Origin of the sequence: Achromobacter insuavis (assembly GCF_902859645.1) — a bacterium.
Lineage (GTDB): Bacteria > Pseudomonadota > Gammaproteobacteria > Burkholderiales > Burkholderiaceae_B > Achromobacter > Achromobacter insuavis.
Genome location: NZ_CADIJR010000014.1, coordinates 1 through 16,690, shown reverse-complemented (window position 1 = coordinate 16,690; position 16,690 = coordinate 1). Strand labels below are relative to the sequence as shown.

21 protein-coding genes and 1 pseudogene are annotated in these 16,690 nt (G+C 69.6%); 16 read left to right on the top strand and 6 right to left on the bottom strand.

Features of this window, described 5'->3' with window-relative positions; all coding sequences use genetic code 11:
• Positions 1-22: 22 nt before the first annotated feature.
• From sctD to sctW, 6 genes are read right to left on the bottom strand one after another with little or no spacing between them, the layout of a single operon-like run.
• Positions 23-1,357 carry a type III secretion system inner membrane ring subunit SctD gene (gene sctD / locus H0523_RS10255; RefSeq protein WP_054432777.1) on the bottom strand — a complete coding sequence of 445 codons (1,335 nt, stop codon included), beginning with the start codon at positions 1,355-1,357 and terminating at the stop codon, positions 23-25.
• Between the two features lie 25 nt (positions 1,358-1,382).
• Positions 1,383-3,476 carry a type III secretion system export apparatus subunit SctV gene (gene sctV, locus H0523_RS10250; protein ID WP_054432775.1) on the bottom strand — a complete coding sequence of 698 codons (2,094 nt, stop codon included), beginning with the start codon at positions 3,474-3,476 and terminating at the stop codon, positions 1,383-1,385.
• A gap of 8 nt (positions 3,477-3,484) precedes the next feature.
• Positions 3,485-3,844: a type III secretion apparatus assembly chaperone SctY gene (sctY, locus tag H0523_RS10245; RefSeq protein WP_054432850.1), complete on the bottom strand. Its 360-nt coding sequence runs from the start codon at positions 3,842-3,844 to the stop codon at positions 3,485-3,487.
• A gap of 8 nt (positions 3,845-3,852) precedes the next feature.
• Entirely contained in the window at positions 3,853-4,260 is a 408-nt protein-coding gene (gene sctX, locus H0523_RS10240; protein WP_054432774.1) for a type III secretion apparatus assembly protein SctX, read from the bottom strand.
• A 24-nt stretch (positions 4,261-4,284) separates the two neighbouring features.
• A complete protein-coding gene (locus H0523_RS10235) occupies positions 4,285-4,665 on the bottom strand; it encodes a type III secretion system chaperone family protein (protein WP_054432772.1) in 381 nt (126 codons plus the stop codon).
• The gene (gene sctW / locus H0523_RS10230) at positions 4,662-5,762 is read right to left on the bottom strand and encodes a type III secretion system gatekeeper subunit SctW (RefSeq protein WP_054432771.1); all 1,101 of its coding nucleotides are present in this window, start codon (positions 5,760-5,762) and stop codon (positions 4,662-4,664) included. The genes H0523_RS10235 and sctW overlap by 4 nt, the downstream gene beginning before the upstream one ends.
• A 279-nt stretch (positions 5,763-6,041) precedes the next feature.
• Here sctW and H0523_RS10225 point away from each other — a divergent pair, with 279 nt between their 5' ends.
• The 16 genes and pseudogenes from H0523_RS10225 to H0523_RS10150 form a co-directional block, all read left to right on the top strand.
• The gene (locus H0523_RS10225) at positions 6,042-6,710 is read left to right on the top strand and encodes a hypothetical protein (protein ID WP_231689806.1); all 669 of its coding nucleotides are present in this window, start codon (positions 6,042-6,044) and stop codon (positions 6,708-6,710) included.
• A gap of 145 nt (positions 6,711-6,855) precedes the next feature.
• Complete coding sequence (locus H0523_RS10220; protein ID WP_156350356.1) at positions 6,856-7,458, top strand: hypothetical protein; 603 nt, start codon at positions 6,856-6,858, stop codon at positions 7,456-7,458.
• A 40-nt stretch (positions 7,459-7,498) separates the two neighbouring features.
• Positions 7,499-7,795: a Btc22 family type III secretion system chaperone gene (gene btc22, locus H0523_RS10215; protein ID WP_054432764.1), complete on the top strand. Its 297-nt coding sequence runs from the start codon at positions 7,499-7,501 to the stop codon at positions 7,793-7,795.
• A 29-nt stretch (positions 7,796-7,824) separates the two neighbouring features.
• Entirely contained in the window at positions 7,825-8,337 is a 513-nt protein-coding gene (locus tag H0523_RS10210; RefSeq protein ID WP_054432763.1) for a SycD/LcrH family type III secretion system chaperone, read from the top strand.
• 52 nt (positions 8,338-8,389) lie between these two features.
• Positions 8,390-9,268 carry a type III secretion system translocon subunit SctB gene (gene sctB / locus H0523_RS10205; protein ID WP_054432762.1) on the top strand — a complete coding sequence of 293 codons (879 nt, stop codon included), beginning with the start codon at positions 8,390-8,392 and terminating at the stop codon, positions 9,266-9,268.
• Positions 9,269-9,293: 25 nt separating this feature from the next.
• Positions 9,294-10,520, top strand: a complete 1,227-nt coding sequence (gene sctE / locus H0523_RS10200; protein WP_054432761.1) for a type III secretion system translocon subunit SseC family protein — start codon at positions 9,294-9,296, stop codon at positions 10,518-10,520.
• 35 nt (positions 10,521-10,555) lie between these two features.
• A complete protein-coding gene (locus tag H0523_RS10195) occupies positions 10,556-11,017 on the top strand; it encodes a tetratricopeptide repeat protein (protein ID WP_054432760.1) in 462 nt (153 codons plus the stop codon).
• A 72-nt stretch (positions 11,018-11,089) separates the two neighbouring features.
• A complete protein-coding gene (locus tag H0523_RS10190) occupies positions 11,090-11,464 on the top strand; it encodes a hypothetical protein (RefSeq protein WP_231689807.1) in 375 nt (124 codons plus the stop codon).
• A gap of 46 nt (positions 11,465-11,510) precedes the next feature.
• The gene (gene sctI / locus H0523_RS10185) at positions 11,511-11,927 is read left to right on the top strand and encodes a type III secretion system inner rod subunit SctI (RefSeq protein WP_054432758.1); all 417 of its coding nucleotides are present in this window, start codon (positions 11,511-11,513) and stop codon (positions 11,925-11,927) included.
• 77 nt (positions 11,928-12,004) lie between these two features.
• Positions 12,005-12,769: a type III secretion system inner membrane ring lipoprotein SctJ gene (gene sctJ / locus H0523_RS10180; RefSeq protein ID WP_231689812.1), complete on the top strand. Its 765-nt coding sequence runs from the start codon at positions 12,005-12,007 to the stop codon at positions 12,767-12,769.
• A 2-nt stretch (positions 12,770-12,771) separates the two neighbouring features.
• Positions 12,772-13,428, top strand: a complete 657-nt coding sequence (locus tag H0523_RS10175; RefSeq protein ID WP_054432756.1) for a SctK family type III secretion system sorting platform protein — start codon at positions 12,772-12,774, stop codon at positions 13,426-13,428.
• Positions 13,398-14,036 carry an HrpE/YscL family type III secretion apparatus protein gene (locus tag H0523_RS10170; protein ID WP_054432755.1) on the top strand — a complete coding sequence of 213 codons (639 nt, stop codon included), beginning with the start codon at positions 13,398-13,400 and terminating at the stop codon, positions 14,034-14,036. The genes H0523_RS10175 and H0523_RS10170 overlap by 31 nt, the downstream gene beginning before the upstream one ends.
• Positions 14,037-14,038: 2 nt before the next feature.
• On the top strand, positions 14,039-15,370 hold the full coding sequence (gene sctN, locus H0523_RS10165) for a type III secretion system ATPase SctN (protein WP_054432754.1): 1,332 nt from the start codon (positions 14,039-14,041) through the stop codon (positions 15,368-15,370).
• Complete coding sequence (locus H0523_RS10160) at positions 15,367-15,873, top strand: type III secretion protein (protein ID WP_054432753.1); 507 nt, start codon at positions 15,367-15,369, stop codon at positions 15,871-15,873. The genes sctN and H0523_RS10160 overlap by 4 nt, the downstream gene beginning before the upstream one ends.
• The gene (locus H0523_RS10155) at positions 15,870-16,430 is read left to right on the top strand and encodes a hypothetical protein (RefSeq protein WP_054432752.1); all 561 of its coding nucleotides are present in this window, start codon (positions 15,870-15,872) and stop codon (positions 16,428-16,430) included. Before H0523_RS10160 ends, H0523_RS10155 begins: the two co-directional genes overlap by 4 nt.
• A gap of 12 nt (positions 16,431-16,442) precedes the next feature.
• A pseudogene (locus H0523_RS10150) lies at positions 16,443-16,690 on the top strand (type III secretion system cytoplasmic ring protein SctQ); the annotation flags it as partial.

Here is a 16,690-nt window from a genome sequence, read left to right as displayed (position 1 = left end):
GTCAGGGGATCTGGGTGAGTGGTCAGCGCGTCACGATGGCGGCGCGCGGGCCTTCGAAAATGATGCGGGTGTTTTCCACGGAGACCAGGCGGTACTTGCGGTAGACGCCGCCCACCAGCAGCTTGCTGCCGTCCTCGAGCACGATGAAGGGCTGCGGCCCGCCGACCACGCTGCGGATCACGAATGGCACGCTGTCGGCCGCTGGCGAAGCGCTGGTCGCGGCCAGCCGGGCGACGCCGAGGTGGTTCTGGTTGAACTCGTTCAGCACGTCCTGCAGGCGCGCCTGCTGGTCGTCGTCGAGCGCACCCGCGGCGATCTCCAGGTGATCGGGTTTCCAGGCGAGGGTGACGCCGGACAGGCCCGCGTCCACCAGCTGGCTGGACAGGGTGTCGCTCAGCTGCTGCGTCAGCGCGATGGCGTTGCCCAGCACCGTCATGCCGGGCAGTTGCGCGCGCAGCGCATCCAGCGCCGAGGCGCGCTCGCGCGCGCTGCTGGCGATGCCGACGACGTTCAGGCGGCCATCGCCCTCGTAGCGCGGCTCGTAACGCACGTTGAAGGCGCGCAGCGCGGCGCGGGCGGTGCGCACCACCTCGTCTTCGTTGCTGATGCGCATGGCGGGCATGGGCCAGATCTGCGACAGCGCCGACGCCACGGCGTCCTGCTCGGCGGCGTTGCGCACCCAGCCGGACACCGTCACCACGCCATCGCGCGCCATCGAGACGTGCAGGCGCGAGGTCAGGCCCATGCGCTCGAACACCGCGGAGATCTGCCCCACGGATTTTTCCGCGGCGGCCAGGCGCGGGTCGACCTGCGGCGCGCGGCTGGCGGTCGATTGCGGCATCAGGGTCAGGACGATGGCGACGACGATGGTGAGCACCACCGCGGCCAGGCCCAGCGCCATGGGCCAGGAGTCGCGCTTGCGGCGCCGGCCCTGCGCGGGCGGCAGCGGCAGGCGCCGTTCCAGCTGGCGGTCTTCGTCGCTTGGCGCCGGCGCGACGGCGGGCGTCGCTTCGGGCGCCGCTGCCGGTTCGACCGCCGCGCGCGCCAGCGCGTCGTTGGCGGCATCGGGCGCGTTGGTCCAGGGGTCGCCGCGACGGGCCACGGTGATCCAGACCGGGCCGAGCGGCACCGGCCGGTTGAACGGCGTGCCGGGCTGCGGGTTGGGCGCGGCACCGTCCAGCGCCAGGTCCCAGCCGCCCTCGCCGATGCGCACGCGCGCGGCGCGCGGGCCCATGCCGTCGTCGGCCAGCACGATGTCGCAGGCCGGGTCGGCGCCCAGCACCGCGCCGTCCGCGACCTGGCAGCGCGCGTCGCGATGCAGGCCGGACAGCACGCGCAGTTCCAGCGCTTCGCTCATGAGGGGACTCCGGTTGCGGGCGTGTTCACAGGTCCACCCTGGCCAGCGGCTGTACGTTGATTTCCTGGGTCAGCTCCTGGTAGGACAGCACCGGCAGCTCGTACAGGTCCTGCTCGATCATCTTGCGCAGGTAGCGGCGGATGTCCATCGAGGTCAGCAGCACCGGCTTCTGCGCCGCGGCGGTCAGGTCGCCGGTGGCGCGCTTGATGTTGTCCACCAGCTTGCGCGAGGCGTTGGGGTCGAGCGCCAGGTAGCTGCCCGCCGAGGTCTGGCGGATGGCGCCGCGCACCGTCTCTTCGACGTTGGGCGCCAGCAGGTAGGCGGGCAGGATGTTCTGGCCGCTGGAATACTTGTAGCTGATGTGGCGCTTGAGCGAGACCCGCACGTACTCGGTCAGCAGCACCGAGTCCTTTTCTTTCTGGCCCCATTCGATCAGCGCTTCCAGCACGGCGCGCAGGTTGCGCACCGAGATGTCCTCGGACACCAGCCGCTGCAGGATCTCGGCGATCTTCTGCACCGGCATGACGCGCAGCGCTTCCTTGACCAGGTCGGGGAAGCGGTCTTCCATCGCCGTCAGCAGGAAGCGGGTTTCCTGGATGCCGATGAAGTCCGACGAATATTTCTTCAGCACGAAGGCCAGATGCCAGGTCAGCACCTGGTGCGGGTCCAGGAACGGGATGCCGGCGGCCGACAGCGTCGGCGCCAGGCTCGCTTCGACCCACAGCGTGGGCATGTTGGGCAGGAAGCGCTTGTCGGTTTCGTAGGGCACCTGCAGCGCCTGCAGGTTCTGCTCGGTATCGCGCACCAGCACCGCGCCGGGCCGCAGCTTGCCCTGCGACACCGGCACTTCGGACAGCAGGATGTTGTACGTGTCCGTCGGCAGGGCGTCGTTGAAGCGCAGCTGGATGCCGGGGAACGGCACGCCCAGGTCGAAGTAGAGCGCGCGGCGGATCTTCAGCAGCTCGTCGTTCAGTTCGTCGGCATCGAAGCTGCGTTGCAGCGCGGCGGCCACGTCGATCATCAGCGGCAGGGTGGGCGCGAATTCGGCGCTGCCGTCGGCGCGTGGCCTGGCCTGCGGTTTCTGGCCGTCGGCCGCCAGCGCCGGGATCTCGGTGATCTCGCCCGTCTTTTCGTCCACCACCTTGCGCGTGCCGCGCAGCAGCACGAAGCCGATGGTGCCCACCACCGCGGCCAGCGCCAGGAAGGTCAGGGTCGGCATGCCCGGGATCAGGCCCATGCCGACCGCGATGGCGGCGGCGATCAAGAGCGCGCGCGGCTGCGCCAGCACCTGGGCGCCGATGTCCTTGCCGACGTTGGAGGGGCCGTCGCCGGTCTGCACCCGGGTCACGATGATGCCGGCGCAGATGGCGATGAAGAGCGCCGGGATCTGCGCGATGAGGCCGTCGCCGATCGTCAGGATCGAGTACACCTGCACGGCTTCGCCGGCGGTCAGGCCGCGCTGCATGGTGCCGATCAGGATGCCGCCGAGCAGGTTGACCGCGACGATGATGAGTCCGGCGATGGCGTCGCCCTTGACGAACTTCATGGCGCCGTCCATGGCGCCGTAGAGCTGGCTTTCCTTTTCGACCACCGAGCGGCGTTTGCGCGCCTCGTCCATGTCGATGGTGCCGGCGCGCAGGTCGGCGTCGATCGACATCTGCTTGCCGGGCATGGCGTCCAGCGAGAAGCGCGCCGCCACTTCGGCCACCCGCTCGGCGCCCTTGGTGATGACCACGAACTGCACGATGGTGAGGATCAGGAACACCACCAGGCCGACGATCAGGTTGCCGCCGACCACGAAGTTGCCGAAGGTCTCGATGATGTGGCCGGCGTCGCCCTGCAGCAGGATCAGGCGGGTGGTGGCGATCGAGATGCCCAGGCGGAACAGCGTGGTGACCAGCAGCACCGACGGGAACGACGAGAACGCCAGCGGCGACGGCAGGTACATGGCCACCATCAGCAGGATCGCCGACAGCGTCATGTTGGCGCCGATCAGCACGTCGACCAGGGTCGTCGGCAGCGGCAGGATCATCATGAAGATGATCGAGACGATCAGGACCGCCAGGACGATATCGTTGCGGCTGGTGGCGGCGGCGACGACGCGGTTCAGGGCTTGCATGGGGCGGCTCAAGTCGTTTCTGCTTCGGTGGGCGCGGCCGCCGCGGCGGGGCGCAGGGCAACGTAGGCGCGCATGGCCGCGGCGGCCTCGTCGCGACGCTCCAGGGCCAGCAGGGCCTGCGAGCGGATCAGGTGGAAGGGCGCGTCGACGCCGCCCTGCATGGCCAGCTGGTCCAGTGTCGACAGGGCCGCGTCGGGCTTGCCGGCGCGCAGTTGCGCCAGCGCCAGCGTGGCGAGCTGGCGAGGGTCGGCCAGCCCCAGCGTGCGCAGCGCGTTCAGCACCACGGCGGTCTTTTCGGGGCGGTTGTTTTCCAGGTAGACATAGGCCAGCAGGCTGAGCAGCTCGCGGGCGTCGGGCGTCAGGGGCATGGCGGCGGTCATCCCTGGTACAGCGCGCTGCGGTACATGGCGACCAGCTCGCGCAGGCCGGCCTCGTCCTTGAGCAGCCGCACCGCGCGGTTCAGCGCGCGGGCGTCCTCGGGATTGCGGTCCTGGCTCTGCTCGGCCGCGGCGGACAGGCCATCCAGCGTCGCCTGCAGGGCCTGGGCGAACTTGCCGGGCAGCAGCAGGTCGCGGTTGGCGACCGTGGGGCGCAGCTGGCTGTCGAGGTAGCGGTCGATGTTCGGCGTGTCGAGCAGCTGGGCCAGCTGCGCCTTGACGCCGTCGGCCGGCGGCGCCAGTTCCTGGCGTTCGGGCAGGTGCTGGCCGGCGGCCTCGCGGCCGGCGTAGGTGATGCCGTCCAGGCCCCGGTCGAAGGCGAAGCCGCTGATGCGCATATCGGACATGGTGTGAGGGTCTCCGTTCCGGGGTCAGTCGGCGCGCGCGTCGTCGAGCCAGCGCGCCAGCGTGTCCGCCGCGCGCCGCAGCGCGGCGGCGTCGGCCTGGTCGGCGGGCAGGCGGGTCAGCGCCAGCAGCCGGGGAATGCCGTCCTGGTCGCGCAGGGCGGCCTGCACCGGATAGCCGGCCAGGCGCGAATGGTGCGCCCGCCGCCAGGCCTGCAGCAGGCGCGTCGGGGCGTCGTAGGGCACCGGATCCGAGACGTAGACCAGCACCTCGGTGTCGGCCGCCTCGATGGCGACCCGACGGCCCGAGTCCAGCTGCAGCGCCAGGTTGCCGCCGGGCCCCAGGGCCAGCCGGTCCAGGCCGATGGTCTCGCCGAAGGCGCCCAGGGCGCGATCCAGGCTGTTCATTCGTATTCCTCGTCGATGGCCGCATCCAGGGCCAGTTGCGCCGCGCCCAGGACGGACTGGCGGGCATCCGCGTCGGGGTACATCGGCAGCGGCAGGTCCTTGAGCACCGCGCGCACGCCGCCCAGGAAGGTGATGCGCGCGGCGACGCTGTCGGCGCCGTGGCTGGCCGCCAGGGCCGCGAAGCGCGATTCGGAGATCCACTTCTCGTTGCTGACGTTGACCAGGTCGCGCATCAGTTGATCGGCCGCCAACGGCTTGCCGTGTTCCCGCGCCATCTTGTCGCCCAGTTCGCCGCAGCCATCCAGCACGGTGACCGCCACGCCCAGCTGATACAGATCCTGCATCAGCGCCTGCAGCCGGTCCGGGCTGGTGGACGGGCGCGCCGCCGCCAGGTCCTGGCCGAGCGCCTGGATCAGCTGCTGCAGGCCGCGGCCGACGTCCTTGCCGCCGAAGCGCTCCAGCGCCAGCGCCAGGGTCTTGGCCAGCGACGCTTCGCCCAGCACCACGTCCTGGTAGGTGCGCTGGAAGTCGGCCACGCCGCGGGCGTCGCCGGCATAGCCGGCGGCCGCGCCGATGGTGTTCAGGCTGGCGCGTATCTGCGGGCCGCTTTCCAGCTCCAGGTCGGCCAGCGCTTCGCGCAGGCCGTCCAGCACGTCCTCGGGGGCGCCGTCGCGTTCGCCCTGGCGCAGCGCGTACTGCAGGCCGAGGTACTGGCCGGCGGCATCGCCGAAGGCGCGGGCGGCGGCCTGGCGCGGATCGGCGCCGCCGGCCAGCAGGTGGCGCGCCAGTTCGATCAGCTTTTCCTGGGCGTCGGCGTCGTGCGACTCGGCCAGGTAGGCCACGATGGCCTCGGCGCTGAGCAGCTGCAGCGGGGCGTCGCGGCCGATCTTGCGTTCGGCGTGGTGCTTGTCCTCGGTCTTCTCGGCCATGTGCAGGCTGAGTTCCTCGGCCGAATCCGCCAGCGAGATCTCGCCATCCACCGCCACGGCGGCCTGGCCCAGCATCGTGCCGACCTGCTGCTGGCCGCTCTGGGGGGCGGCTTGCGAGGTCGTGGACGAGAAAGCGGAAGGGGGCAGGCCGGCGTCGATACGGTTCATGAAGGCGCGAGGAACGGCGGACGAAGGCCGCGCACAGTCAGGGGTAGTAACGGTTGGGCGGGGAAAGTTCCATCGTTCGTCGATGGAACCGTGGCGAGGCTTTCGTTACCAACACGGCAAGCAGGCATTCCAGGGCGATGGGCGCCGGGGGTGTGGTTTTTTCAGGGTTAACCCGGGTTACCGCCCCGCGCGGCGGGCCCGTCGGTTCAAGGAGAAGGGAAGATGTCCACGGTGACCGGTGCGGGTGCGAGCAATATTGGGGCGATGGACTTGAAGGGCATGGATCTGGAGACTGCCCTGCTGGCGGTCCAGAACCAGCGGGCGCGGCTGCTCGAGAATTCGCTGCGCGATCAGCTGGAGTCGGTCAACGCCCGCAATACGCAGATCGCGGGCTTGAACGAGTCGATCACCGCGAAGGGCGCCGAGAACAACAAGCTCGAAGCGTCCAGCCTGTCAATGCAGCAGCAGATCGCCGAACTGAAGGATCTGCAGGGACGGCTCGCGGCCAGCAAATGCCCCAACCCCGAAGGTTGGTACGGCCTGTCCTGGGGGCAGGGCGACGACAAGGCGCTTTCCCACGCCACCCTGGACCAGATCAAGCAGGCCGGGCTGACCGTGCCGGGCGGCGCGGATGCGCCGCGCGACGTGGATGGCAACGGCACCATGGACGCCAAGGGCCGCGTGGTGCAGGGCTGGGTGGATCAGATCGCCAGCAAGGTGGCCGGTCTCGAGGCCAGCGTCAAGGCGAATGCCGCCGCCATCGAGACCAACAAGAGCGACATCGCCAACGCCAAGAACCAGGTGGACGCCCTGGGCAATACCCAGCAGATGGAGATGTTGCGCCTGCAGGGCCTGACCAACAAGCGCAACGAGGCCTTCGACGTCATGACGAATTTCGTCAAGAAGATGCAGGACAGTCGTTCCTCCATCATCGGCAACATGCGCTGAGGCGCGCCGGGCAAAAAAACGGCGACGGCGTGGAACTCGCGCGCCGGCCCGGTTACTCAAGCGGCATGGGGACCGGAAGCACGCGGTCTCAGGGGAAACCCGAAGGCCTTGGCCGACGGAACCCTCTCACTAATTGGAGATAGGCATGAGCGGACCAGTGGGCGGCGCGAACGGCGCCGGCAACATCGGCGGTATCGACATATCCAGCATGGACCTGGAAACCGCCCTGATGGCGGTGCAGAACGAACGCGTCAAGCTGCTCGACGCCCAGCTGCAGAACCAGATCAAGGAAGTGCAGAACCGCAACGAGCAGATCGCCAAGCTGAATGACGCCATGAACAGCCTGAATGCACTGGTCGGCCTGTTCAAGTCCGGCAAGGACGGCGCCACCAAGATGCAGGATGGCGGCATCCCCGACTGGAACAAGGCGGGCACGGAGAACGACAACCGCTACAACCAGATGCGCGATTCCATGTGGAAGGCGATGGGCGAGGCGGGCGTCGACCTGAACACCGACAAGTACCAGCTGCAGGTGGATGGCGGCATCAGCAAGGTCACCAAGGGCAGCCTCGATACGGCCATCCAGGCCATCAAGAACAAGGTGGACGCGCTGTCGAACACCCAGCAGATGGACATGACCCGCCTGCAAGGCATGACCAACAAGCGCAACGAGGCGTTCGACGTCATGACCAACTTCATCAAGAAGATGCAGGACAGCCGTTCGTCCATCATCGGCAACATGCGTTGATCGTCCCTTTCCCATCCTCCCTCTCAGCCAGAACCGCGCCATGAGCTCCAACAAGACCGCCAAACAGATTCACGCCGACGCCGAACGCGCGCTGGACGACGCCCGCCGCGCCCTGGCGCAGGCCGACGACTTCTACCGCGACCAGGGACTCGATCCCGACAAGGTGCGGGCCGTGGCCGACGCGCGCCTAGGCCCGCAGGAACTGGCTCAGGCAGAAGCCCTGGTGCGCCAGGACATGGAGGCCATCGAGGCCGAGGTCGCCCAGGAAATGGCGCGCCAAAGCTTTGCCAATGCGCCCGTCTCGGGCAGTGTGAAAAAAATGCGCCCGATGGTGTGAGCCTCGGAACGCCGCAGCAGGAGACCTTGATGAGTTTGACCCCGGAAGAGAACGCCGCGCTGGCCCGGAACCTGACCGCCGCCATGGACGAGGCGACCGGCGGCCTGGCCAGCTACCTGCGCGAGGGCGGCAAGCTTGGCGACGTGCTCGGGCTGACGTCCGCCGAATTGGAAGCGATGTATTCGCTTGGCCACGCGCTGTACGAGCAGCAGCGGTACAGCGAGTCGTTCAAGGTGTTCTCTGCGCTGGTCACCTATGACCACACCGAGCCGCGCTACGGCCTGGCGCTGGCGGCGGCCAACCGCATGCTGGGCCGGCACGAGGACGCGCTGCGCCAGTACCTGCCGGCCATCATGGCGGACCCGCTCGATCCCGCGCCGCTCTACTACAGCGCCGAGTCGCTGGTGGAAATGGGCCGTGGCGAGGAAGCCATCGAGGCGCTGGACACGGTCGAGGCCCTGTGCGAAGGGCAGGACAAGTACGCGGCGCTGGCGGCGCGGGCCCGGATGCTGCGCGGCGCCCTGGCGGGGCCGCAGGCCTGAACCCCCACGAGGCGCCTGGCGGCGCCCGGACAATCGTTACGGGAATCCATTCATGAACATCAATTCAGCAGGCGCAGGCCGCATCAACCCGCCGGCCAACCTCGACGATCTGATGAAGGCCTCGTCGCCCGAGGTCATCAAGACGGTCCTGGAAAATGCGCAGAAGCTCGCCTCCGAGAACGAGGCGCTCAAGCAGAAGCTGCTGGGCGCCATGGGCGCCGCGGGCCAGATGGATGCCAAGGATCTGGCGCTGCTCAGCGCGGAGATCGGCCAGAAGCTGCAGGACGCCATCGGCGGCGTCCGCCACCTGCAGGTCCCCGAGACCTTCCAGGGCGCGAATGCCGGCTCCGCGCAGGAAGCCTTGTCGCGCCTGAGCGAGCAGGATGTGCAGACCGACATCTATGCGTTCATGGCGTTGTTCCAGCAACTGGCGCAGACCATGCGCACGTCGGCGCGCGAGACCCGCGCCAGCGAATTGCAGGCCCAGGTCGACACGCTCAAGAACGCGGCGCAGGAAATCCGCGATGCCGCCAAGGAGCGCATGATCGGCGCCATGACGCAGGGCGCCTTCCAGATCGCGGGCGGACTGTCGCAGATCGGCGCCGGCGCCATGCAGATGCGGGTGATGAGCCAGGGCGGTGCCGGCGCCGAATCGCGGGCACGCAGCATTTCGGACACCGGTGGCGGCCTGTCGGGCGTGGCCGGCGGTATCGGCACCATGATCAACGCGGCCCAGGAGCAGAAGGCTTCCGAGCATGACGCGCGCCGTTCCGAGCTGGAGGCCCAGGCCAAGGTGCATGACTCGGGCATGCAGCAGGCCAGCGAAATGGCGCAGCAGATGATGGACGTGATCCGCGACGTGCGCGACAAGCTCGCCGCGATCGAACAATCGCGCATGGAAACCAACCGCGGCATCGCTCGCAACATCTGAGCTCGCGAACCATCGGGAATTGCATATGACCTCGATCTCTTCTAATCCCGCGAGCATCGGCGGCGCGCCGTTGCCTGGCGGCGGCGACCTGCCGGCCGACGCTGGCGCCCAGGCGGCCCAGGCGACCGCGCGGGTGCGCGAACTGCTGGATGCCTTCGTTGGCATGGCCGGCACGTTGCCGACGGGCAAGGCGGCCGGGCAGCAGGCCGGTGCCGACGGCTTGTTCAACGGCAACGGCGCTCCGGCGTTGGAGCCGCCGGCGCAGTCATTCTCGGCCAACGACATGATTGATCTGCTGCGCAGCATCCGGTCCAAGTCCGACGAGGCGCAGATTTCCAGCGCCAAGGAAAACCTGGCGACGGCGCGCACCAAGATGGAAAAGAACAACGAGGCGCAGCTGCAAAAGATCCAGGACTACGTCAAGAAGTGCGAAGAGGCCGCCAGCAAAGGCATCCTGGGCAAGATCTTCGGCTGGATCGGCAAGATCGCCGCGCTGGTCTTCTCGGCCATCGCGGTGGCCGTGCTGGCCGCGGGCTCGGTCGCGTCCGGCGGCGCCGCCACGCCGCTGCTGGCGCTGGCCGTGATGGCGCTGGTCAGCTCGACGATCTCGCTGGCGGATCAGATCTCGAAGGAATGCGGCGGCCCGGAAATCAGCCTGGGCAACCTGATGACGACCATCGCCAGCAAGTTCCTGCAGGCCTGCGGCGTCGACGAGGAAACCGCGCAGCGCATCGGCAAGGTGGTGGCCGGCGTCGTCGGAATTGCCTCGCCGGCCTTGCTGCTGGTGGAGCCTGGCCTGCTGGGCAACCTGGCCGGCGGCATCGCCGAACTGGCGGGCGCGGACAAGAGCACCACAATGGCCCTGACCATGGCGTTCTCGCTGGCGGCCACGATCGCGCTGGGAGCCATCACCATCGCGGCGTCGGGCGGCGCATCTGCGGTCAGCACCATGTCGCGGGTGGTCAGCGCGGCCGGCCAGATCACCCAGGGCGCGACGCAGGTGGCGCAGGGGGCGGTCAACATCTCGGTGGCCAAGACCAAGAACGAGGCCGAGAACATCCAGGCGGACAAGAAAGAGATGGACGCCTACACGCGCAAGCTCCAGGCCCGGATGGAAGAGGCTCAGGAAGAGATCACCAAGGTGATCAAGCAGATGGAAGAAGGCTTGCGGATGGTGTCGCAGATGATCAACGGCGCCGCTGACAGCATGTCGCAGATCACCGCCAATATCGGCAAGCGGATGGCGGTCTGATGACGCCGAAACCGAGCACGCACCAAGGAAAGGACATGGCAGACAACGTGGTGGCGCGGGACGAGTTTGGCGAGGCATTGCTCAACGGGTTGCAGGCCCTGCCTTCCAATGGCCGTCTGACGCCAGAGCAGCTCGAAGTGATCTACGCCCTGGCGTACGCCCACGTGGCCCAGGAACAGTACGCGCAGGCCCTGCCGGTGTTCGCGTTCCTGGCGCAGTACGGACCTGCCCGCAAACACTATCTGGTCGGCCTGGGTGTCTGCCTGCAGATGCTGGGCAGACACGAAGAGGCGATCTCGATCTATTCGCTGGTGCTGACCCTGTATCCCGATTCGCTGCCGATCGCCCTGCGCGTGGCCGAATGCCAGCTTGCCGCGCGCCAGACCGACGAGGCGCAGCGCACCTTGCGGCTGGTGGAAGCTTCCGACGCGCCGGTGGACGTGCGCGCGCGGGCCGAGGCATTGTTGCAACTCTCTTCGCGCGAGGCCGCGTCATGACCCATGAACAATAGCGCCGTTCAAGCGGCGCCGAACGCAGCGCAAGAGGCCGTCTCCCAGGAGACGGCTGTTGTGCTTTCGGCGGACGATGCCCGCCTGCTGGCCGAGGTCGGGTTCCTGGCCGCCGGCGCGGGCGACGCGGCGCGCGCCGAGATCATTTTCAACGCCTTGCGCCGCCTGCGGCCCGACCGTGCCTATCCGGTCGTCGGGCTGGCGGTGGCCTGGATGAACGCCAACCGCGCGCACGACGCCGTGCGCCTGCTGGAAGGCACGGTGGCGCCGGATCCGGCCGACCGGGCCTTGCTCGACGCCTGGCGCGGCTTCGCCCTGCAACTGTCGGGCCGGCGCGCGGAAAGCGTGCGCCTGCTGGAGACGCTGGCCACGGGCGAGAGCGAGGGGGCGCGCCTGGCGCGCGGCCTGCTGGGCATGCCGCAGGTCAACGGCTGAGGCGCCGGGCCACGGACGATAGATAGAGACACTGGAGCTAGGGAACATGGAAATCACAGCGCTCGCGGCCGCCTTGCCGCCGGTCTTGTCCACGCCGGCGGCGCCGCCGGCGCAACTGGCCGCCGAACGGTTCGCGGCCATCATGGCCGCGCCCGAGGCCGGCGCGCCCGCGCTCACCGGCCTGCAGTCCGCGCTGCAATCGGCCTTCACGCCCGCGGTCGACGCCGCCCCGGCCACGCTCGGCAACCAGATCCTGGCCAGCCTGCGCAACACCACCACCGAGTACTCGGAGAAGTGGCAGAACATCTCGGGCCGCCTGGATGCCATGTCGTCGCAGCCGGCCATCGCCGACATGCTGCGGCTGCAGGCCGATCTGGTGCAGGTGTCGGTGCAGTACGAGCTGGTCGGCAAGGCCGTCTCGCGCACCACGCAGAACATCGATTCGCTCGTCAGGATGTCCTAATGCACGCCGTCGCGACACCGTCTTTTCCCCTTGCGGGAACCCGCCGCGTTTCGCCGCTGGGACGCCTGCGCTGGCTGATGCTGGGCCTGGCGCTGCTGCTGGCCGCGTGCGGCTCGCGGGTGGAGCTGTTTTCCGCCGCCAACGAGAGCGAGGCCAACGAGGTGCTGTCGGTGCTGCTGGATGCCGGCATCGCCGCGCAGAAGGCCACCACCAAGACCGGCGTGGCCGTGTCGGTGGACGGCCAGCAGGTGGCGCGCGCGCTCGACATCCTGCGCGCCCGCGGCCTGCCGCGCGAGCGCTTCGATGGCATGGGGCAGATCTTCCGCAAGGAAGGCCTGGTGTCGTCGCCGCTGGAAGAGCGCGCCCGGTATATCTACGCGCTGTCGCAGGAGCTCACCAACACCCTGTCGCAGATGGACGGCGTGCTGGCCGCTCGGGTGCACGTGGTGCTGCCCGAACGCGGCGGCGTGGGCGAGAACACCACGCCGTCGACCGCGGCGGTGTTCATCAAGCACCAGGCCGGCTACAACCTGGACGCGCTGCAGCCGCAGATCCGCAAGCTGGTCACGCACGCGATTCCCGGGCTGACCGAGGACCGCGTGTCGATCGCGCTGGTGTCGGCGCAGCCCGCCGCCGCGGCCTCTGCCGCCGGCCAGGCCACGCGGCAGGTGCTGGGCATCGAGGTGGGCGAGGGCTCGTCGGTCACGCTGCTGGCGTGGCTGGCGCTGCTGATCCTGCTGGTGCTGGCCCTGGCCGGCGCGTTGGCCTACGTGCTGTGGCGCTACGGCGTGCCGGGCCGCGCCCGGCCCGAGCGCCGCGAACCCGTGTCCGAGGCCCGCTGACGATGACACCCGCATCGGCGGCGCTGGACCGCAGGCTGGTTGAATTCAACCAGCTGCCCAGCCGCACGCTGCACCCGAGCCGCCACGCGGCCTATGCGCCGCCGGCCGCGCTGGCGGCGATTGCCGCCGCGCCCGGACTGGCGCCGGCATGGCACCGGCATTGGTCGCGCGAGATCCTGGACGCGCTGGGCCTGTGGCAACGCCCGGTGACCGATCCGGACCGCCCCGAACTGGCGCTGGCGCTGCTGGCGCCGGACGCGCTGGCGCAGTGCGCCCGCCGGCTGGGCGCGGTGCTGTGCGGTCCGCGGCTGCGCCGCGCCATCGCCGGCGAGGAGGTGCGGGCGCTGATCGCGCATCTGGGCGCGGACCTGCTGGATTTCACCCGCCGCACGGCCGCGGGCCTGCACGACGGCCTGGCCGACAGCGCGGCCTGGACGCTGGCCGAAACCACCGCCGCGGTGGACACGCTGGGCCTGGGCGCGCTGCGCGCGGCCCTGAGCGGCGCCGGTCCCGAACTCGCGCAACGCGCCGAACTGAAATTGCCCGACCTGCCCGCGCCGTCCGCGCCCCTGCCCGCACCGCAGGCGCTGGCGCTGGGCCTGTCGCTACTGAAGAAAACGGAGCCCGCATGGCTTTCCTCATTCCCCGCGATCCGCTGACGCCGCGCGCCGCGGCCGGCCGCATCGATCCCGCCGCGCGCGTGCTGCGCGGCGCCGAGCTGGCGGCGTGGGCCGACGCCGAACAGTTGCTGGCGCAGGCGCGGGCGCGGGCCGACGAGATCGTCGGCGGCGCCCAGGCGGCGTTCGAGGCCGAGCGTCAGCGCGGCTACGAAGGGGGCCGCGAAGCGGCGCTGCTGGACCAGGCCGAGAAGATGATCGAGACCGTCGGCCGCACGGTCGAGTACTTCGCCGGCGTCGAGAACGAAATGGTGGAACTGGTGATGTCGGCCGTGCGCAAGGTGGTCGATGGCTTCGACGACCGCGAGAAGGTCATGGTGGTGGTGCGTAACGCCCTGGCGGTGGTGCGCAACCAGAAGCAGATGACCCTGCGGCTGAATCCGGCCGAAGTCGATACGGTGCGTGAGCAGATCAACGACCTGCTGGCCGCCTATCCCGGCGTGGGCTATCTCGACATCCTGGCCGATGGCCGGCTGGCGCGCGGCGCCTGCATCCTCGAAAGCGAGATCGGCATGGTCGAGGCCAGCCTGGAAGGGCAGATCCAGGCGTTGCGCCAGGCCTTCCAGCGCACCTTGGGAAGCCGGGTATAGCGATGCGCCAGTTCGACTACATCTCCGAAATGATGGAGCTGGCGCTGCAGGACACGCCGACGCTGCGCATCAAGGGCCGCGTGACCCAGGTGATCGGCACCATCATCAAGGCGGTGGTGCCGTCGGTGAAGGTGGGCGAGGTCTGCATCCTGCGCAATCCGGGCGAGAACTTCGAGATGAAGGGCGAGGTGGTGGGCTTCGCGCGCGACGCCGCGCTGCTCACGCCGATTGGCGACATGTACGGCATCTCCACCGCCACCGAGGTCATCCCCACCGGCCGGGCCCACATGGTGCCCGTGGGCCCGGGGCTGCTGGGCCGGGTGCTGGACGGGCTGGGCCGGCCGCTGGACGAGGCCGAGCTGGGGCCGCTGGAGGCCAGCAAGTTCTATCCCGTGTTCGCCGAGGCGCCGGACCCGCTCAAGCGCCGCATCATCTCGCAGCCGCTGGAGCTGGGCGTGCGCGCGCTGGACAGCGTGCTGACCTGCGGCGAAGGCCAGCGCATGGGCATCTTCGCGGCAGCGGGCGGCGGCAAGTCGACCCTGATGGGCATGCTGGTCAAGGGTGCGGCGGTGGACGTGACCGTGGTGGCGCTGATCGGCGAGCGCGGTCGCGAGGTGCGCGAATTCCTGGAACACGAACTGGGCCGCGAGGGCCGGCGCAAGAGCGTGATCGTCTGCGCCACCAGCGACAAGTCGTCGATGGAGCGCGCCAAGGCCGCCTACGTGGCCACGGCCATCGCCGAGTATTTCCGCGATCAGGGCAAGCGCGTGCTGTTCCTGATGGACTCGGTGACGCGCTTTGCCCGCGCCCAGCGCGAGATCGGCCTGGCCGCCGGCGAACCGCCGACCCGCCGCGGCTATCCGCCATCGGTGTTCGCCACGCTGCCCAAGCTGATGGAGCGCGCCGGCATGAACGAGCATGGCTCCATCACCGCGCTGTACACGGTGCTGGTGGAAGGCGATGACATGACCGAGCCCATCGCCGACGAGACCCGCTCGATCCTCGACGGCCACATCGTGCTGTCGCGCAAGCTGGGCGCGGCCAACCACTACCCGGCCATCGACGTGCTGGCCTCGGCCAGCCGCGTCATGAACGCCGTCATCACGCCGGAGCACAAGCGCGCCGCCGGCCGTCTGCGCGAGCTGATGGCCAAGTACCAGGAGGTCGAGCTGCTGGTGAAGATTGGCGAATACAAGCGCGGCGGCGACGCGGTCACGGACGAGGCCATCGACAAGATCGCCGCGATCAACCAGTTCCTGCGCCAGCGCACCGACGAGCGCGCCACGCTGCCGGATGCCCTGGCGCAGATGAGCGCCATCGTGGGGACGGCATGAGCGTCTTTGACGAACTGCTCGCCATCAAGCGCTTTCGCGAAGGCCAGGCCGAGATCGCGGTGTCGCGCCAGCGGCTGCGTCACGCCGAGGCCGATGCCGCGCGCGAGGCCTCCGAGCGGGCGCTGGCGGACTTCCGCGATGAATCCGAGCGGCGCGAGCGGGCCATGTACCACGACCTGTGCAGCCGCGTGGTGCGGGTGCGCGAGATCGAAGACGTGCTGCAGGGCGTGGCCGGCCTGCGCGAGGGCGAACGCCAGCACGAGCAGGCCGTGGAACAGGCGGCCGAGCGCCTGCGCGAGGAACACCAGGCGCTGACCGAGCGCCGCGTCCAGCACCAGCAGGCGGTGCGCCTGACCGGCAAGTTCGTGGAACTGGCCAGCATCCACCTGGCCGAGCACCTGAAGGCGCTGGAGCACAAGGAAGACATGGAAATGGAAGAAGCCGCATCGCTGTCGCGCGACCGCGAGGACTGGGAACAGCACGAGGAGTTCGAGCCGGCATGAGCATCGACCGCCGCATCGGCCTGGATACCGCGATCGCGCAGGGCTCGGGCCTGGCCCAATCGGATGCGCAGGCGTCCGGCCGCCAGGCCAGCGACGCCGACAAGCAGGCCTTCGAGCAGGCCATGGCGCGCGGCAGGGACGAGCCGCCCGTCGCGCCGCCGGCCGCGCCCTCGCCGTTCTCGCTGTTCGGCGCGGCCCGGACCGATGCGCCCGCGCCTGCCGACGCGACGTCGCAGGCCCTGGCGCAGGCGCTGCAAGGCAGCGCCGAACAACTGCTGGTGGCCGACGGCAGCCAGGGCCGGCGCCAGGTGCGGGTGGAATTGAAGGACGACGTGCTGCCCGGCGTCAGCGTGTCGGTCTATGAAGACGGCGGCCGTGTCATCGCCGACTTCGTCTGCGCCAATGAAACCTCGCGTGAGCGCCTCGCCGCGATGGCGCGACCGCTGGCCGAGCAATTGGCCGACAGCCTGGCGCGGCCGACGCGCGTGCGCGTCGGCACCGATGACCCGGAAGACCCCTGCCTGGCGGAAACCGACGCCGATGCGCCGGTCCGTTGATCCCTGGAACCCATGACTGCCAGTACGCTTCTCTCTTCCTCCCCGCTATCGCTGCCGCGCCTGTCCGGCAACGAGGCCCGCGCCCGCACGCTGATCGCGCGCCATGGCGCCGATCTGGCGGTCACGCTCGCGCCGCTGGCCGGCGTCGACGCCAAGCCCGCGCAGTGGCGCCTGGGCTTCACGCCCGGCGTGGCCGAGGCCCTGCGCCAGGCGGCCACGCTGTCGGCCGACCTGGAATGGGCCGGCGCGCGGCTGCGGCT

What these genes read in the sequence shown, in the direction of transcription:
- sctD (WP_054432777.1), bottom strand. Translation starts at nt 1,357, where the DNA reads ATGAGCGAAGCGCTGGAACTGCGCGTGCTGTCCGGCCTGCATCGCGAC.
- sctV (WP_054432775.1), bottom strand. Translation starts at nt 3,476, where the DNA reads ATGCAAGCCCTGAACCGCGTCGTCGCCGCCGCCACCAGCCGCAACGAT.
- sctY (WP_054432850.1), bottom strand. Translation starts at nt 3,844, where the DNA reads ATGCCCCTGACGCCCGACGCCCGCGAGCTGCTCAGCCTGCTGGCCTAT.
- sctX (WP_054432774.1), bottom strand. Translation starts at nt 4,260, where the DNA reads ATGTCCGATATGCGCATCAGCGGCTTCGCCTTCGACCGGGGCCTGGAC.
- H0523_RS10235 (WP_054432772.1), bottom strand. Translation starts at nt 4,665, where the DNA reads ATGAACAGCCTGGATCGCGCCCTGGGCGCCTTCGGCGAGACCATCGGC.
- sctW (WP_054432771.1), bottom strand. Translation starts at nt 5,762, where the DNA reads ATGAACCGTATCGACGCCGGCCTGCCCCCTTCCGCTTTCTCGTCCACG.
- H0523_RS10225 (WP_231689806.1), top strand. Translation starts at nt 6,042, where the DNA reads ATGGATCTGGAGACTGCCCTGCTGGCGGTCCAGAACCAGCGGGCGCGG.
- H0523_RS10220 (WP_156350356.1), top strand. Translation starts at nt 6,856, where the DNA reads ATGAGCGGACCAGTGGGCGGCGCGAACGGCGCCGGCAACATCGGCGGT.
- btc22 (WP_054432764.1), top strand. Translation starts at nt 7,499, where the DNA reads ATGAGCTCCAACAAGACCGCCAAACAGATTCACGCCGACGCCGAACGC.
- H0523_RS10210 (WP_054432763.1), top strand. Translation starts at nt 7,825, where the DNA reads ATGAGTTTGACCCCGGAAGAGAACGCCGCGCTGGCCCGGAACCTGACC.
- sctB (WP_054432762.1), top strand. Translation starts at nt 8,390, where the DNA reads ATGAACATCAATTCAGCAGGCGCAGGCCGCATCAACCCGCCGGCCAAC.
- sctE (WP_054432761.1), top strand. Translation starts at nt 9,294, where the DNA reads ATGACCTCGATCTCTTCTAATCCCGCGAGCATCGGCGGCGCGCCGTTG.
- H0523_RS10195 (WP_054432760.1), top strand. Translation starts at nt 10,556, where the DNA reads ATGGCAGACAACGTGGTGGCGCGGGACGAGTTTGGCGAGGCATTGCTC.
- sctI (WP_054432758.1), top strand. Translation starts at nt 11,511, where the DNA reads ATGGAAATCACAGCGCTCGCGGCCGCCTTGCCGCCGGTCTTGTCCACG.
- sctJ (WP_231689812.1), top strand. Translation starts at nt 12,005, where the DNA reads ATGCTGGGCCTGGCGCTGCTGCTGGCCGCGTGCGGCTCGCGGGTGGAG.
- H0523_RS10175 (WP_054432756.1), top strand. Translation starts at nt 12,772, where the DNA reads ATGACACCCGCATCGGCGGCGCTGGACCGCAGGCTGGTTGAATTCAAC.
- H0523_RS10170 (WP_054432755.1), top strand. Translation starts at nt 13,398, where the DNA reads ATGGCTTTCCTCATTCCCCGCGATCCGCTGACGCCGCGCGCCGCGGCC.
- sctN (WP_054432754.1), top strand. Translation starts at nt 14,039, where the DNA reads ATGCGCCAGTTCGACTACATCTCCGAAATGATGGAGCTGGCGCTGCAG.
- H0523_RS10160 (WP_054432753.1), top strand. Translation starts at nt 15,367, where the DNA reads ATGAGCGTCTTTGACGAACTGCTCGCCATCAAGCGCTTTCGCGAAGGC.
- H0523_RS10155 (WP_054432752.1), top strand. Translation starts at nt 15,870, where the DNA reads ATGAGCATCGACCGCCGCATCGGCCTGGATACCGCGATCGCGCAGGGC.